The 14,813-nt window shown below is 72.2% G+C and carries 16 protein-coding genes; 7 read left to right on the top strand and 9 right to left on the bottom strand.

What is annotated here, in order from left to right:
• From KME77_RS27345 to KME77_RS27330, 4 genes are all read right to left on the bottom strand, one after another.
• A partial coding sequence (locus KME77_RS27345; RefSeq protein WP_504739340.1) for an ABC transporter domain-containing protein occupies positions 1-883 on the bottom strand: 883 nt, incomplete at its 3' end.
• Positions 880-2,727 (bottom strand): thiol reductant ABC exporter subunit CydD, encoded by a 1,848-nt coding sequence (gene cydD, locus KME77_RS27340; protein ID WP_219471817.1) that lies wholly within the window; start codon positions 2,725-2,727, stop codon positions 880-882. The genes cydD and KME77_RS27345, both read right to left, overlap by 4 nt.
• A 6-nt stretch (positions 2,728-2,733) precedes the next feature.
• Complete coding sequence (locus KME77_RS27335) at positions 2,734-3,489, bottom strand: cytochrome d ubiquinol oxidase subunit II (protein ID WP_219471816.1); 756 nt, start codon at positions 3,487-3,489, stop codon at positions 2,734-2,736.
• 20 nt (positions 3,490-3,509) lie between these two features.
• On the bottom strand, positions 3,510-4,655 hold the full coding sequence (locus KME77_RS27330; protein WP_219471815.1) for a cytochrome ubiquinol oxidase subunit I: 1,146 nt from the start codon (positions 4,653-4,655) through the stop codon (positions 3,510-3,512).
• A gap of 94 nt (positions 4,656-4,749) precedes the next feature.
• On the opposite strand from KME77_RS27330, the gene KME77_RS27325 reads away from it, so the two are divergent.
• Entirely contained in the window at positions 4,750-5,094 is a 345-nt protein-coding gene (locus tag KME77_RS27325; RefSeq protein ID WP_219471814.1) for a PadR family transcriptional regulator, read from the top strand.
• Positions 5,095-5,138: 44 nt separating this feature from the next.
• Here KME77_RS27325 and KME77_RS27320 read toward each other — a convergent pair whose 3' ends face one another.
• A complete protein-coding gene (locus KME77_RS27320; protein WP_219471813.1) occupies positions 5,139-5,798 on the bottom strand; it encodes a permease prefix domain 1-containing protein in 660 nt (219 codons plus the stop codon).
• Between the two features lie 92 nt (positions 5,799-5,890).
• Between KME77_RS27320 and KME77_RS27315 the strand changes: the two genes are divergently transcribed.
• Genes KME77_RS27315 through KME77_RS27305 form a run of 3 tightly spaced genes read left to right on the top strand, consistent with a single transcriptional unit; the run spans position 5,891 to position 7,074 of the window.
• A complete protein-coding gene (locus KME77_RS27315; RefSeq protein WP_219471812.1) occupies positions 5,891-6,301 on the top strand; it encodes a VOC family protein in 411 nt (136 codons plus the stop codon).
• Positions 6,302-6,311: 10 nt separating this feature from the next.
• Positions 6,312-6,641 (top strand): ArsR/SmtB family transcription factor, encoded by a 330-nt coding sequence (locus KME77_RS27310; RefSeq protein ID WP_219471811.1) that lies wholly within the window; start codon positions 6,312-6,314, stop codon positions 6,639-6,641.
• Complete coding sequence (locus tag KME77_RS27305) at positions 6,634-7,074, top strand: SRPBCC family protein (RefSeq protein WP_219471810.1); 441 nt, start codon at positions 6,634-6,636, stop codon at positions 7,072-7,074. Before KME77_RS27310 ends, KME77_RS27305 begins: the two co-directional genes overlap by 8 nt.
• A 97-nt stretch (positions 7,075-7,171) precedes the next feature.
• On the opposite strand, the gene KME77_RS27300 is transcribed toward KME77_RS27305, so the two are convergent.
• Positions 7,172-8,578, bottom strand: coding sequence for a pentapeptide repeat-containing protein (locus KME77_RS27300; protein ID WP_219471809.1), 1,407 nt, complete (start codon positions 8,576-8,578; stop codon positions 7,172-7,174).
• A gap of 159 nt (positions 8,579-8,737) precedes the next feature.
• On the opposite strand from KME77_RS27300, the gene KME77_RS27295 reads away from it, so the two are divergent.
• On the top strand, positions 8,738-10,369 hold the full coding sequence (locus tag KME77_RS27295) for an ExeM/NucH family extracellular endonuclease (protein WP_246610838.1): 1,632 nt from the start codon (positions 8,738-8,740) through the stop codon (positions 10,367-10,369).
• A 134-nt stretch (positions 10,370-10,503) separates the two neighbouring features.
• Positions 10,504-10,878 (top strand): thioredoxin, encoded by a 375-nt coding sequence (trxA, locus tag KME77_RS27290; RefSeq protein WP_219471807.1) that lies wholly within the window; start codon positions 10,504-10,506, stop codon positions 10,876-10,878.
• Between the two features lie 96 nt (positions 10,879-10,974).
• On the opposite strand, the gene KME77_RS27285 is transcribed toward trxA, so the two are convergent.
• The 3 genes from KME77_RS27285 to KME77_RS27275 all read right to left on the bottom strand — a co-directional run bounded on the left by KME77_RS27285 (position 10,975) and on the right by KME77_RS27275 (position 14,436).
• Positions 10,975-11,736, bottom strand: coding sequence for an SAM-dependent methyltransferase (locus KME77_RS27285; RefSeq protein ID WP_308250930.1), 762 nt, complete (start codon positions 11,734-11,736; stop codon positions 10,975-10,977).
• Between the two features lie 65 nt (positions 11,737-11,801).
• Complete coding sequence (locus KME77_RS27280) at positions 11,802-13,148, bottom strand: class II 3-deoxy-7-phosphoheptulonate synthase (protein ID WP_219471806.1); 1,347 nt, start codon at positions 13,146-13,148, stop codon at positions 11,802-11,804.
• A 91-nt stretch (positions 13,149-13,239) separates the two neighbouring features.
• The gene (locus KME77_RS27275) at positions 13,240-14,436 is read right to left on the bottom strand and encodes an FAD-dependent oxidoreductase (RefSeq protein WP_219471805.1); all 1,197 of its coding nucleotides are present in this window, start codon (positions 14,434-14,436) and stop codon (positions 13,240-13,242) included.
• Positions 14,437-14,561: 125 nt separating this feature from the next.
• On the opposite strand from KME77_RS27275, the gene KME77_RS27270 reads away from it, so the two are divergent.
• The coding region (locus tag KME77_RS27270; protein ID WP_443679679.1) for an RskA family anti-sigma factor at positions 14,562-14,813 on the top strand (252 nt) is incomplete at its 3' end.

The raw sequence follows: 14,813 nt of genomic DNA, 5'->3' as shown, positions 1-14,813 counted from the left end.
GGAGGGGGCGCACCGCCGCCATGACGCCCGCCAGGCGCTCGCCCGCCGCCGCCAGCGGCAGCACCGGCTCGAAGGCGACCAGCGCGGTCAGCGCGAGCACCGCCGTCGCCACCCGGTCGGCGCCCGCGCCCTGCGCGAGCAGGACGATCGCCGCCACGGTCAGCCCCTGTACGAGGGTGCCGCCGGCCAGGGCGGCGGCGTGGACGCGGGCCTGGCGGCGTTCGAGCGCGGCGAGGGCCTCGTCGGCGGCCAGGGCGTCGTCCAGGGCGCGGGACTCGGCGCCGTACGCGGCCAGGTCGGCCGAGCCGTGCACCAGGTCGGCGACCCGCCCGGCCAGCGCCGCCCTGGCCGGGGCGATCCTGGCCGACCAGCGGCGGGCGGCCGCGGCCGTGCCGGCGGGCAGCAGGACGCCCGCCACGACCAGGCCCGCCACCAGCACCAGCGCCGCGACGGGCAGCAGCGTGAGGCCGATGATGACGGCCGCGAGCCCGGCCAGGGCGGCGGCGGTGGCGGGCAGCAGGCAGCGCACCAGGAGGTCCTGCACGGCCTCGGTGTCGTCCACCATCCGGCTGAGCAGGTCTGCGCCGCCCTCCCGGGGCCGGCGCGGCGGGATGAGCGCCTTGTACAGGTCTTCGCGGGTGCCCGCCTGGGCGCGCAGCGCGACGTCGTGGCCGGTGAGCCGCTCGGCGTAGCGGAAGACGCCCTTGCCCGTCGCGAACGCCCTGGTCGCCACGATTGCCACGCTCAGCGCGGCCAGCGGCGGCTGCTCGGCGGCGCGGGTGATCAGCCAGGCGGCGGCCGCGATCAGGCCGAGGCCGGCGAGGTCGGCCGCGGCCCCGGCCAGCACGGCCCAGGCGAGGCGGGCCCCCATCCGGCGGTTCATCGCTCTCCTCCCGAGGGCGCGGCCGTCGAGGGCGCGGCTGTCGGCGGCGTGTCCGTTGAGGGGGCGGCTGTCGATGGCGTGTCGGTCGAGGGCGCGGCCGGTCCGCCGGCCGCCGGGGTGAGGGGGCGGCGGGCGGCCGGGGTGTCGGCGATCACGCGGCCCTCGTGGACGCGCACGACGCGGTCGGCCAGGTCGATCATGGCCGGCCGGTGCGCCACGATGATCGCCGTACGGCCCTCGGCCAGGCCGGCCGTGGCCGCGACCACCGCCGCCTCGCTGCGGCCGTCGAGCCGGGCCGTGGGCTCGTCCAGCAGCAGGACCGACGTGTCCGGGCGGCAGAACGCCCGGGCCAGGGCGACGCGTTGCCGCTGGCCGGCCGACAGGTTCGCGCCGCGTTCGCCGATCGCCGTGTCGTAGCCGCCGGGCAGCGCGCTGACGAAGTCGTCGGCGTGGGCGGCGCGGGCGGCCTGCCGGACGCGCTCCGGCGAGGCCGACGGGTCGCCGAGGCGGATGTTGTCCGCCACCGTGGTGGCGAACAGGTGCGGCCGCTGCGGCACGAACGCCAGCCGGGCGCGCCAGGCGTCGAGGTCGAGGTCGCGCAGGTCGGCGCCGTCGACGAGGACCCGGCCGGCCGACGGTTGCAGGAAGCCGAGGATGAGGTTGAGCAGCGTGCTCTTGCCGCCGCCGCTCTCGCCGACCAGCGCCACGCGCTCGCCGGGCTCGATGGTGAGCGTGACGTCCTCCAGCGCGGGGTCGTCGCGGCCGGGGTAGCGCACGGTGACGCCCTCCAGCCGGATCAGCGGCGCCGCCGTCCCGCCGGGTGTCGCTCCCGCCATGCCGGCGACCGCGTCGCCATGAGTGACCGCGTCGGCGTGAGCAACCGCGTCGGCGTGAGTAACCGCGTCGGCGTCGGCGTCCGCGTCCAGGACGGCGAAGGCCGCGTCCGCCGCCGCCACCCCCTCCATCGAGGCGTGGAAGCGCGTCCCCATCGCCCGCAGCGGCAGGTACGCCTCCGGCGCCAGCAGCAGCACCAGCAGCGCCGTGCTCAGGTCCAGCGACCCGCCGAGCAGCCGCAGCCCGATCGGCACCGCCACCAGCGCCAGCGACAGCGACGCGCACAGCTCCAGCACCAGCGACGACAGGAACGCCACCCGCAGCGTCCGCATGGTGGCCGCGCGGTGCGTGTCCGCCACCTGCTGGATGACGGTGGCCTGGTAGCGGGCCCGGCCGAAGGCGCGCAGCGTGGGCAGCCCGCGTACGACGTCCAGGAAGTGCCCGCCGAGCTGCGACAGCGCCCGGAACTGCCGCTCGGTGACCGCCTTGGTGGTCAGCCCCACCAGCGCGCCGAAGACCGGGATGAGCGGCAGCGTGACCAGCACGATCACCGCGCTGGCCAGGTCGGCGGCGAACAGCCGGACCAGCACCGCGACGGGCACCACCGCGGCGACGGCGATCGAGGGCAGGTACCCGGTCAGGTACGCGTCGAGCCCGTCGAGGCCGCGCCCGGTGAGCGTGACCAGCTCTCCCGAGCCGTGGCCGGCCAGCCGCGCGGGGCCGAGCTCCTGCAGCCGGGCCAGCAGCCGGTGGCGCAGCGCCGACTTGACGCCGGTGGCGGTGCGCCCGGCGAACACGCCCTGGGCCCAGGCCAGCAGCGCGCGTACGGCCACCACGGCGGCCACGCCGGTCAGCGCCACGGCCGTGAAGCGCCCTGACAGCACCCCGGCCAGCAGCTCCGCCTGCACGAGCACGAGCAGCCCGGCGACGACCGCCGCCGCGAAGGTGACGGCCAGGTGGCGCCGCACCGACCGCTCGGCCCGCATGAGCCGCAGGAGATCCTTGTGCACGAGCCCTCAAAAGAACGACGGGATCCGGACGGCGTCCTTGCCTGGCCGGAAAGTGCGCCATACCCATACTTGCGCGGCGACGACCACAGGAGCGAACGGCAGCGCGATGACACTGAGCACACCCAGTGTGGCAGCCGGCGCGGAGTGGTCCAGCAGGTACGGCATCGAGCCCAGCAGCACGCCGGCGGCGGGGAGCGCGGCCGCGCCGCCGGAGATCGCCAGCGCCCGCCCGGAGCGGGTCACCCCGGCCAGCCCCGGCGAGCGCCAGGCCAGGAACGTCCAGCCGTGGAAGGCGAACAGCAGCGTCACCAGCACCCCCAGCATCAGGCCCGGCGGGCTCAGCCAGGAGCCGGTGACGACCCCGTACAGGGCCGTTCCCCAGCCGAACGACAGCCCCAGCGACCCGAGCGCGATCATCAGGTCCCAGAACCCCCGCCATCTCGCCCCGCCCGCCCGGCGGCGGAACCACAGCCCCGCGTCCCGAACGACCCACGACAGCAGCATGGCCACCACCACCGGATACAGCCCGAAGAGCACCTCGTGCTCCAGCGCCGGGTAGACGCCGAAGAGCGTCCCGGCGACGGCCACCAGCCACACCTCGTTGGCCAGCACGTACGGTGCCATCGCCGCCACCATGCGGTCACGGGTGGCGGCCGACCTGCCGAGCACCGGCAGCAGCAGCCCCACGCCCAGGTCGAAGCCCTCCAGCGCGAAGTACCCGGCCAGCAGCAGCGAGAAGACGGCGAACCAGATCAGCTCCATGACACGACTCCCAGCAGGTCCTAGTAGGTGAGCGCGGGCTCGCGCACGGAGCCCAGGTCCAGGTCACGCGGCCCGCGCCGGACCACCCGGGCGATGAGGACGTAGTCGACGACCGCCAGCAGCCCGAGCACGGCCGCGAACCCCACCAGGGAGCCGGTGATCATCGACGTGGTGAGGCCCGGCGTCATGGCGTCGGCGACGGTGAGCTTGCCCCAGATCATCCACGGCTGCCGCCCCATCTCCCGGACCAGCCAGCCCATGATCGCCAGCACGAACGGCACCGGCGTCAGCACCATGAGCACCGGGTGCGTCCACCGCCAGCGCGGCAGCACGCGGATCATCGGCAGCATCACGAACAGCACGAGCAGCATCAGCAGGTTCCCGCTCTCGACCATGACGGCGAACGGCAGGCCGGCCTGGCTGAGCTTGCCCTCCTGCACCCCGGAGAACTGCGCGTAGCCGAAGCCGACCGTCAGGAAGATGCCGATCGCGGCCACGACGACGCCCGTGCGCAGCGACCTGCTGAAGAACTCCACCTCCGAGGTACGGCGGCGCAGCTGGTAGGCGCTGGCCCCGGCCAGCACCATCGCCCCGGTGAACAGCCCGGCCCCGATGACGTGCGGGAAGGAGAAGACCAGCGCCTTGTTCGTCAGCAGCGCGCCGAAGTCGACGAGCCGCAGCCGGCCGCCGCTCTCGACGGCTCCGGCGGGGTTCTGCAGGAAGGAGTTGGCCGCCATGATGAAGAACGCGCTGGCGTACGCGGTGAGCGTCACGAGCCAGATGCACGCCACGTGCGCCCACTTCGGCAGCCGGCCCCAGCCGAAGATCCACAGGCCCAGGAACGTCGACTCCAGGAAGAACGCCACCAGCGTCTCCATGGCCAGCGGCGCGCCGAAGACGTCACCCGCGTAGTGCGACAGCCCGCTCCAGGAGAGCCCGAACTGGAACTCCATCACGAGCCCGGTCACGATCCCGAGCGCGTAGTTGACCACGTAGATCTGACCCCAGAAGCGGGTCATCCGCTCGCGCAGCGGCCCGCCGGCCAGCGCCTGCCGGGTGTGCATGATCGCCACCAGGGGCGCCAGCCCCAGCGTGAGGACCACGAACAGGAAGTGCAGACCCCCCGTCACCGCGAACTGTAACCGAGCCAGTTCCAGCGCCTCCATCGCGCCGACTCCCTTCGTCGTTGTAGACAGCCTACATATAGAGAGCCTACATGTAGTCTGGCTATGCAATGAAGGGTTATCTAGGATCGGTGTCATGAACCCCGACGCGCTGCGCGGCCACATGGACGCCCTGCTGCTCTCCGTGGTGGAGTACGAGCCGCTGCACGGCTACGCCATCATCGAGGCCCTGCAGGAGCGCAGCGGCGGCGCGCTCAACGTGCCGACGGGCACCGTCTACCCGGCGCTGCGCAGGCTGGAGCGGATCGGTCACCTGACCAGCGAGTGGGCCACGGTCGGCGGGCGCAAGCGGCGCACCTACCGCCTGACCGACTCGGGCCGCAAGCAGCTGGAGGGGGAGCGGTCGGCGTGGGCCGAGTTCGCGAACGTGATCGGCGGCGTCCTGCAGCCGCGCGCCAAGCAGCCGGAGGCGGGCGGCTGAAGGCCGGGCAGGCGGGGGTCAGGCAGGCGGATCGGGCGGGTGGGTCAGGCGGTCCGGGTGACGCGGATGCAGCGGGTGGCGCCGTAGAGCTGCAGCCCCCAGAAGGCGGCCGACATGAGGTTCGCCAGCATGCCGGGCAGGAAGACGCTGGGGTTCAGCGGCAGGTCGGCGCCGGTCGTGAGCAGCAGGCTCAGGCCCCAGGTCACCGGCAGCGCCAGCCAGACGACGATGCCCAGCCACCGGGTGACGAGCTGCGGGCGGCGGATCCACCGCGTCCCCCGGCCGAGCGCGAACACGCACAGCCCGCCGTACAGGCCGACGGCCAGTTGCAGGAGGTCGAGCGCCCGCGACACGGGGGAGTACCAGTCGGGCCGGTTCGCCCACGACACGGAGTCGGTGGGGTAGAAACGCCAGATCATCGACCAGGCGAGCGCGGCCACCGGCACGGTGATGAGCAGCAGCAGGCCCAGCCGCCGCCCCGCCATGGCGGTCAGCTCACGCTGGTAGCCGGGCGCGATGTCGGTGATCGGGCCGAACTCGCGCACCGCCAGCCGCTCGGCCTCGGCCCTGGCCAGGCCGTCGGACTCCAGCGCGTCGGCGGCGTCCGCCAGGCTGTCGCGCGCCTCGACGACCAGGTCGCGCTTGGCCCCGCTGGGCCCGGCCAGGGCCCTGTCCAGCTCGGACACGTAGTCGTCGATGAGCATGCCACCATCCTACGAACGGCGTTCGCGGTCCGGAATCAGGGTTTACCCTGAAGTCTTGATATGTAGGGAAAATCCTACATATAGTGGCTGACATGTACATCTCCGCTGTCACGACCGTGACGTTGCCCGTGCGGGACCAGGAGAGGGCGCTCGCCTTCTACGCCGGGGTCCTGGACCTCGAGGTCCGCACCGACAACCCGTTCCCGATGGGCCGCTGGCTCACCGTCGCGCCCAAGGGCGAGGGCACCGCGCTGCTGCTGGCCTCCTGGTTCCCCGACATGGCGCCCGTCGGCGGCCTGGTGGTCGCCGCGCCCGACCTCGACGCGCTGGCCGCCCGGCTGCGCGAGCACGACGTCGCCTGCGAGGGGCCCACCGACGAGCCGTGGGGCCGCCAGCTGCTGTTCCGGGACCCCGACGGGAACGGCTTCGTGGTCAGCGCAAGGGCCAGCACAGCGGCCAGCACAGGGGCCGGCACAGGGGCCGGCACAGCGGCCGCCCGGTGACCGGCCCGGCATGACGGCCGACCACGTGTTCACCGCGCTGGCCAGCCCGGCCAGGCGCGAGCTGCTGCGGCTGCTGCTCGACGAGGGCGTTCAGCCCGCCGGGCGGCTGGCCGAGCGCTTCGACATGAGCCGCCCCAGCGTCTCCGAGCACCTGAAGGTGCTCAAGGACGCGGGCCTGGTGGCCGAGACCCGCCGGGGCAGGGAACGGCTCTACCGGCTGGAGGCGGCGCCGCTGATGGAGATCCGTGACTGGCTCAGCCCGTACGAGCGGTTCTGGCGGGACCGGATCGGCGGCCTGAGCGACCTGCTCGACGAGATGGAGGACGAGGAAGATGCCTGACCCGGAGGACAAGCGCGCGATCCGGCTGGACCAGTTCCTGGCGCACCCGCCGGCGAAGGTGTGGCGGGCGCTGACCGAGCCGGAGCTGGTGGCGCGCTGGCTCATGCCCAACGACTTCCAGGCGGTGGTGGGGCACCGCTTCACCTTCACCACCAAGCCCGTCGAGTCGACCGGGTTCGAGGGCGTGGTCCACTGCCAGGTGCTGGAGCTGGAGCCGGAGAAGCTGCTCAGGATCAGCTGGAGCGACGGCAGGAACGCCGACTGGACCGTCACCTGGCGGCTCGAAGGCGAGGGCAGGGGGACCCGGCTCTTCCTCGACCACGAGGGCTTCGACCCCGACGACGCCATGCAGCAGATGGCGCGTCGGATCATGGGCGGCGGCTGGCGCTCGCGCCACTTCGCCGCCATCGCCGGCGTCCTCGCCACCCTGTGAACCCCGCACTTCTGCGCCGCCGCGCGGCTTCCTTCTCTCGTCCTGGAGCCCTCGGCTCGTACGGGCCGAAGGGGGCGGTGCGGTGGCCCAGGGGCGCCTACCGATGCACGGCCGGCGGATCCGCCCGCGGATCGGCGTGCGATGTGGAGGTCCAGAACAGCGCCCCCACCGTGAGCGCCACCAGCAGCCCGAACCAGGCCGCCGCCCGGCCTAACCGCATCCCGTAGCCCCACAGCAGCCACGACACCGACAGCCACCACCGGTGGGTGGCCTGCCGCTGCATCTCCATCGCCGCGAACGCGAAATCGGCCGAGGTCCCGTGGTCGTCCACGTGGTCGCGTAACCCGGCGTAGAGCGCCGCCAGCCCGTCAGGCGCGGAAAAGCCGTCAGGGCCGGACGGCCCGGCGAACTGCCCGGCGAACTGCCCGTCAGGGGGCGGGTCCCAGCCGCGCATCGTGTGCTCGTCGGCCAGCGCGCTGCGCCGCGAGAACCACCGCAGCATCGGCCAGCGCAGGCTCACCCGCACCCCGCGCGGCGTCAGGGCGAACGTGCAGTTGCGCACCCGCACGGCCGCCGGTCGGGTCAGCCCGGCGAACCGGCAGCCCGACAGATCCAGCCCGAACAGCGCCAGGTCGGCGGCGTCCACGTGCCGCAGCGAGGTCAGCGTGGACCGGCCGCGTCCCGTCACCGTCGAAGGGCCGCGCAGCACCGCGCCCTCCAGGTCGGCCTGCGAGTCGGTGAGCCGGATCGTCGTCCCGCCGGCCACCTCCATGCGCCGCAGGTTGACCTGGCAGTCGCCGACGACCACGTCGAGCGTGCCGTCGGCGCGGGCCCGCGAGGCGGAGAAGCGGCCCGTGGCCGACAGGTAGGCGTCGGCCGCGAAGTGCGCCGCGTCGAACCCCGCGCCGCCGGTGACCTTCCGGAACGACAGCGTCCTGCCGAACCGGGCGCCCCGGAAGCTCGCGCCGTCGCCTAGCGAGGCGTCGTCGAACGTGGCGTACCCGTCGAACCTGGCCCGCTCGCACGACAGCCCGTGCCCGAAGACCGCCTGGCTGAACAGCGCGTCCCGCGCCATCACCGCCCGGTCCAGCGACAGGTGCCCGCGCACCCGCACGCCGTGGAACGACAGCTCGCGCGCGAACGAGGCCCCGGCCAGGGAGACGTTGCCCTCGAAGCGGGCGCCGAAGAAGGAGGCCAGCCGCTCGAAGCGGGCGCCGTCGAGCGACACGTCGCCGGTGAACGTGACGCCCGACAGCCGCACGTCGCCGGTGAACGTGGCCCGCTCCAGCCTGGTCCGGCCGGGCCTGCCGTTCGTCGCCTCGACGACCCTGCCGAGCAGGTCGCCGTCGATGAGGGTGCCCCGCAGGTCCAGCAGACGGCCGGGGATCATCGCCCCGAGCGTCTCGGCCAGTTCCTCCGGTTGCAGATGCGCCAGGCAGTATCCGTACGGCTGGCGAGCGATACCCTTGCAGGCAGCCGAATGCGCGCAGGTGACCCAGTCCATGCACTGGTCATACCCGCGAGGACCGATGTCAAGGTTCAATGATTTAATGTTCTATCCACTTTTATGTGGAAATATGCGCCCACAATTGGCTCTAAAGTTCGCGTTATGCGCGCTTTATCCCTAGCTCTTGTAGCCGCGTTCGCGGTGGTCACCTTGCCCATGAATGCCACCCCGGCACTCGCGGCCCCGGCCACCCCTTGTGACACACCGCCCACCCAGCGGATCGCGCAGGTTCAGGGCAGCGGTGACGCCACGCCGCTGGCCGGGCAGACCGTACGCGTCGAAGGCATCGTCACCGGTGACTTCCAGCGCACCGACCAGCTCAGCGGCTTCTTCCTCCAGGACCCCAGCCCGGACGCCGACCCGAAGACCTCCGAAGGGCTGTTCGCGTTCGCCCGTGACACCTTCAAGGACGTGTCCGTGGGCGACCGGGTGCTCGTGACGGGCCGGGCGACGGAGTTCAACGGCTGGACCGAGCTGTCGCCGGTGAGCGCCGTGGACGTCTGCGGCACCGGCACCGTGGCGGCGCGGCCGTACAAGCTGCCCAGCGACGGGCTGGAGCCCGTCGAGAACATGCTGCTGACCTTCCCGCAGCCGCTGACCGTCACCGAGCACTTCAACCTGGGCCGCTTCGGCGAGGTCGCGGTCTCCTCCGGCGGGCGGCTCTTCCAGCAGACCGACCGGCCCGGCGTGGACCCGGCGCTGAACGCCCGCCGCCGACTGCTCCTCGACGACGGCTCCAGCCGGGAGAACCCGCCGGCCATCCCGCCGATCGTCCGGACCGGCGACACGGCCACGGGCATCACCGGCGTGCTCGGGTACGGCTTCAACTCCTACCGGCTGCAGCCCACCAAGCCGATCAGGTTCCATAACACCAACCCGCGCCTGCCCAGGCCGTTCCCGGTCGTCGGCAACGTCAGGCTGGCCTCGTTCAACACCCTGAACTGGTTCACCACCCTCGGCTCGCGCGGCGCCACCACCGCCGAGGAGCAGCAGCGCCAGCTCGCCAAGCTCGTCTCGGCGCTGAAGGGCATCAACGCGGACGCGGTCGCGCTGATGGAGGTCGAGAACAACGGCCAGACCGCCCTCCAGGCCCTCGTGGACGCGGTGAACGCCCAGGTCGGAGCCGGTACGTACGCGGCGCTCGCGCACCCGTTCCCCGGCACGGACGCCATCCAGGTCGGGCTGATCTACAAGCCCGCCAAGCTGACGCCCGTCGGCGCCCCGCAGGCATCCCAGGACCCGGTGTTCAGCCGGCCGCCGCTGATCCAGACCTTCCGAAGGGTCAAGGGCGGGCAGCCGTTCACCATGGTGGTCAACCACCTCAAGTCCAAGGGCACCTGCCCGGCCGACGGCCCCGACGCCGACCAGGGCGACGGCCAGAGCTGCTGGAACGCCACCCGCGTCAACCAGGCCAAGGCCCTGCTCACGCTGGTCAAGGACCTGCCCAGCCCGCTCGTGATCGGCGACCTCAACGCCTACGGCGAGGAGGACCCGATCGACACGCTGGAGGCGGGCGGCCTGACCAGCGCGACCAAGAGGTTCGTGCCGGCGCCGCTGCGCTACAGCTACCTGTTCGACGGGCTGGCCGGCGAGCTGGACCACGCGATGGTGAGCAGGTCGCTGCTCAAGCGGCTCACCAGCGCCACGATCTGGCACATCAACTCCGACGAGCCCCGCATCCTCGACTACAACCTGGAGTTCAACCCTCCGTCGCTGTACAAGCCGGACGCCTTCCGCTCCTCCGACCACGACCCCCTCGTCCTCGGACTCACCCTGTCCGGGCACTGAGCGCCATCCCCGCCCTGGCCCGCATTCCGTGTCCTCGGCGCCCTGAGGGCATGGAATGCTGGTGAGGGGTATGTGGTTGAACCGGGTACGACCGCGGATGACACCGACTGACACGACGATACGAGGAGCCACTTGTGGCGACCATCGAAGTAACCGAGAAGAACTTCAACGACATCGCCGACAAGGGCATCGTCCTGCTCGACTTCTGGGCCGAGTGGTGCGGTCCGTGCCGGATGTTCGGCCCGATCTTCGACAAGGCGTCCGAGAAGCACGAGGACATCACCTTCGGCAAGATCGACACTGACGCCCAGCAGGCGCTGGCCCAGGGCTTCGACATCAGCTCGATCCCCACGCTCATGGCGATCCGCGACGGCATCGTGGTCTACGCCCAGCCCGGCGCGATCCCGGAGCCGGCGCTCGAGGACCTGATCAGCCAGGTCCGCGCGCTCGACATGGACGCGATCAGGACTGAGCTCAGCGACGAGCTGAAGAACGCCGAGCAGAACTGACGGCCACCCGCACCGGAGCCCCGCCCCACCTGGCGGGGCTTTCGTGTTTCCCCAGGGCGCTTTCGTGTTTTCCCAAGGCGCGCGGGTGACCGGCCGTCACGGCTTGCGGCCGACCCCGGCGTACCCGATGGTGGTCACCGTCTGCGCGTCCGCGCCGGGCCGCCAGTCGTGCGGGAACGTCAGCCCCGGCGCGGCCAGCTCGTACCCGTCGAAGAAGCGGATGATCTCCTCGCGCGTGCGCAGCCGCAGCGTCGCCGTCGCCCGCGCGTACACCTTCAGCGCCGGCGACGCCGAGTGGGACTCGGCGTCCACGGCGTGGCTGATCACCAGCATGCTGCCGGCCGGCCCCGCCTTGCGCAGCGCGTCCACCAGCCCGAACGCGGGCCTGTCCGGGACGAAGTGCAGCACGGCCGTCAGCAGGAACGCCACCGGCTCGGTGAGGTCGACGATCTCGCCCAGCGTGCCGAGCAGCGGCCCGGGACGGCGGATGTCGGCCTCGACGAAGTCGACGTTGGCGCCCCTGGCCAGCAGCGCCCGACCGTGCGCGCACACGATCGGGTCGTAGTCGACGTAGACGACCCGCGCCTCGGGCGCGATCTCGTGCGTGTTGCCCTGCGTGGGCAGGCCCGCGCCCAGGTCCACGACCTGCCGCACGCCCGAGTCGACCACGTGCCGCACCGCCCGGCGCAGGAACGCCCGGTTCGCCCTGGCGGCGTCCTTGGCGTCAGGATGGATCCTCAGCACCCGGTCGGCCGCGGCCCGGTCGACGGTGAAGTTGTCCTTGCCGTCCAGGTAGTAGTCGTACATCCTGGCCACGTTCGGCACGGTCGGGTCGATGCCGTCCGGAGCCACGTCCACACTGTCTCCCGAAGAACGAAGCAGCCCCGGCTCAGCACCGGGGCCGCCGCCGGCTCGTACGTCAGTCAGATCGAACGGTAGAGCTCCGCCACGCGGAACGCCAAGTCGAGTGACTGGCCGCGGTTGAGCCGCGGGTCGCAGGCCGTCTCGTAACGCAGCGCCAGGTCGCCCTCGGCGATCTCGTGGCCGCCGCCCACGCACTCGGTCACGTCGTCGCCGGTGAACTCGATGTGGATGCCGCCCGGGTGCGTGCCCAGCGCGCGGTGCACCTCGAAGAAGCCCGTCACCTCGTCGAGCACGTCGTCGAGGCGCCGCGTCTTGTGGCCGCCCGAGGCCTCGAACGTGTTGCCGTGCATCGGGTCGCAGATCCAGGCGACCTGCGCGCCCCCCGCGGTGACCTCCTTGACCAGCGACGGCAGCAGGTCGCGGATCCTGGAGGCGCCCATCCGGGTGATGAACGTGAGCCGGCCCGGCTCGTTCTGCGGGTTGAGCTTCTCCACCAGCTCCAGCGCCTCGGCCGGCGTGGTGGTCGGGCCCAGCTTGACGCCGATCGGGTTGCGGATGCGGGAGAAGAACTCGACGTGCGCGCCGTCCATCTGGCGGGTGCGCTCGCCGATCCAGACCATGTGCGCCGACACGTCGTACGGCTGGCCGGTGCGCGAGTCGATGCGCGTGAGCGCCCGGTCGTAGTCGAGGATCAGCGCCTCGTGGGAGGAGTAGAACTCGACCGTGTGGAACTCCTCCGGGTCGGCCCCGCAGGCCCGCATGAACGCCAGCGCCTGGTCGATCTCCCTGGCCAGCTGCTCGTAGCGGCGGCCCGCGGGCGACTCGGCGACGAAGTCCTGGTTCCACGCGTGCACCTGGCGCAGGTCGGCGTAGCCGCCCTTGGTGAACGCGCGGGCCAGGTTGAGCGTCACGGCCGAGGAGTGGTACGCCTTGAGCAGCCGCCACGGGTCAGGCCGGCGCGACTCGGCGGTGAACGCGAACCCGTTGACCATGTCGCCCCGGTAGGCGGGCAGCTCCAGGCCGTCGCGCGTCTCGGTGCCCTTGGAGCGCGGCTTGGCGAACTGGCCGGCCACCCGGCCGATCTTGACGACCGGCACCTTGGCCGCGTAGGTCAGCACGATGGCCATCTGCAGCAGCGTCTTGAGCTTGTTGCGCACATTGTCGGCGGTGGCCCCGGCGAACGTCTCGGCGCAGTCACCGCCCTGCAGCACGAACGCCTCGCCCCGGGCGACGGCGGCCAGTTGCTCCTTGAGCTGGTCGCACTCGCCGGCGAAGACGAGTGGGGGCAGGCCGCCGAGTTCGGCGACGACCTTCTCGAGCTCGCCGCGGTCGGGCCAGTCGGGCTGCTGGGCCGCGGGCAGGGCTCGCCAGGAATCAAGATCCGTGGGATTGCTCAGTGCGCTCACGAGATATGAGGGTAAGCCACCGGCGAGCCCGCCACCGACCCCGATGTCCACGTTGTGAGAACGCACTTGGACGTGGAACGTGGCGGGGAGATCAGTGCACTGGCGTCCGTACGTGCTCCGGGCGCACGCCCAGCCCCAGGAAACGGCGGATCAGCGGCCTGACCAGCGGACTTCCGATCATCCTGACCGGGATGCCGGGCGCTCGGCCCGTGCTGTCGAGCGCGGGGCCGATGAGCCGGTCCTGCGCCAGCCGCTGCGCGGCCTGCGTGACCCGCGTGGGCAGCAGGCGCCGCCGCTCCAGCCGGTGCAGGTCCTGTTCGGGGACGGGTCCGCCGGCCCGCAGTCGCCCGGCGAGCAGGTTCGCGGTGGCGACCGCGTCCTGCACCGCCAGGTTGATGCCGACGCCGAACACCGGCGACATGGCGTGCGCCGCGTCCCCGATCGCCAGGAAGCCGGGCCGGTGCCAGCGGCGCAGCCGGTTGAGCGCCACGGTCAGCGTGCTGAGGTCGTCGTAGCCGGCGATCTGCCCGACGCGGTCCTCCAGGAACGGCAGCAGCCGCGCCACCGTCTCCCGGAACGTGCCGATGCCCTCCTGGACGAGCCGGTCGTGGCCGCCCTTGTGGATGACGTACGCGAGCTGCCAGTAGGTGACCCTGTTGATGCCGACCATGATGTTGCCGGCCGAGACCCGCAGGAACGGCTCGTCCAGGTCGCTCTCCTCGCGCGGCAGCCGGAACCACAGCACGTCCATCGGCGCGCCCAGCTCCTGCGGCACCAGACCGGCCGCCGCGCGCAGCACCGAGCCGCGGCCGTCGGCGGCCACGGTCAGCGCGGCCCTGATCTCGTGCTCGCCGGACGCGTCGCGGTAGCGCAGGCCCTTGCACGTGTCGCCCTCGCGGATCAGCCCGTACGCCTCGGCGTTCATCAGCAGCCGGAACGTGGGGTAGCGCTCGGCGGCCGACGTGACGATCTTGAGGAAGTCCCACTGGGGGACGAACGCGATGTAGTCGTACTTGCCGGGCAGCCCGTGCAGGTCCGCCATCTGGACCCGGCCGTCGTCGGTCAGCAGCGTGAACCCGTACGTCTTGCGGTGCGGCAGCTTCAGCAGCTCCTCCGTCAGCCCCAGCTCGTCGAGCACCTGCAACGTCGAAGGGTGGATCGTGTCACCCCGGAAGTCGCGCAGGAAGTCGGCGTGCTTCTCCAGCAACGTCACCTCGACGCCCGCCCTGGCCAGCAGGAGTGCGAGCACCGCGCCCGCCGGGCCGCCGCCCGCGATCACACACGACATAACTCATCACCCATTGAAATGATGCCACTGCGGAGAAATGCACAAACCTCCCGCCATCCGACACGCCGGAGACACCGAAGTAAAGACAGTAAGACGTGAGCCCCCCCGACCACGTGGAGTGCGAAATGAGCCATGAGCTCCACACCCTCTCCGGCGCCTATGCCGTGCACGCGCTGCCGGACAGCGACGGGGCGTTGTTCGAGAAGCACCTGCGGGACTGCGCCGCCTGCGCCGCCGAGGTGCGGCGCCTGCGTGAGACGGCCGCCCGGCTGGCCCTGGCCGTCGCCGAACCGCCGCCCGCCGAGCTGCGCGGCCGCGTGCTCGCGGCGGTGGACCGGACGCCGCAGCTGAACGGGGGCGGCTCCCCCCCCGCCCGG

Source organism: Nonomuraea rhizosphaerae, from assembly GCF_019396405.1.
Taxonomy (GTDB): Bacteria; Actinomycetota; Actinomycetes; order Streptosporangiales; family Streptosporangiaceae; genus Nonomuraea; species Nonomuraea rhizosphaerae.
Note: the sequence above shows the minus strand (reverse complement) of the source record. Positions and strands in the feature narration are given on the sequence as shown.

Bases quoted from the DNA above. Each gene is read 5' to 3' on its own strand.
- KME77_RS27295 (WP_246610838.1), top strand. From the start codon at position 8,738: ATGAATGCCACCCCGGCACTCGCGGCCCCGGCCACCCCTTGTGACACA.
- KME77_RS27315 (WP_219471812.1), top strand. From the start codon at position 5,891: ATGTACATCTCCGCTGTCACGACCGTGACGTTGCCCGTGCGGGACCAG.
- KME77_RS27330 (WP_219471815.1), bottom strand. From the start codon at position 4,655: ATGGAGGCGCTGGAACTGGCTCGGTTACAGTTCGCGGTGACGGGGGGT.
- KME77_RS27335 (WP_219471816.1), bottom strand. From the start codon at position 3,489: ATGGAGCTGATCTGGTTCGCCGTCTTCTCGCTGCTGCTGGCCGGGTAC.
- KME77_RS27275 (WP_219471805.1), bottom strand. From the start codon at position 14,436: ATGTCGTGTGTGATCGCGGGCGGCGGCCCGGCGGGCGCGGTGCTCGCA.
- KME77_RS27325 (WP_219471814.1), top strand. From the start codon at position 4,750: ATGAACCCCGACGCGCTGCGCGGCCACATGGACGCCCTGCTGCTCTCC.
- KME77_RS27320 (WP_219471813.1), bottom strand. From the start codon at position 5,798: ATGCTCATCGACGACTACGTGTCCGAGCTGGACAGGGCCCTGGCCGGG.
- KME77_RS27310 (WP_219471811.1), top strand. From the start codon at position 6,312: ATGACGGCCGACCACGTGTTCACCGCGCTGGCCAGCCCGGCCAGGCGC.
- KME77_RS27305 (WP_219471810.1), top strand. From the start codon at position 6,634: ATGCCTGACCCGGAGGACAAGCGCGCGATCCGGCTGGACCAGTTCCTG.
- KME77_RS27300 (WP_219471809.1), bottom strand. From the start codon at position 8,578: ATGGACTGGGTCACCTGCGCGCATTCGGCTGCCTGCAAGGGTATCGCT.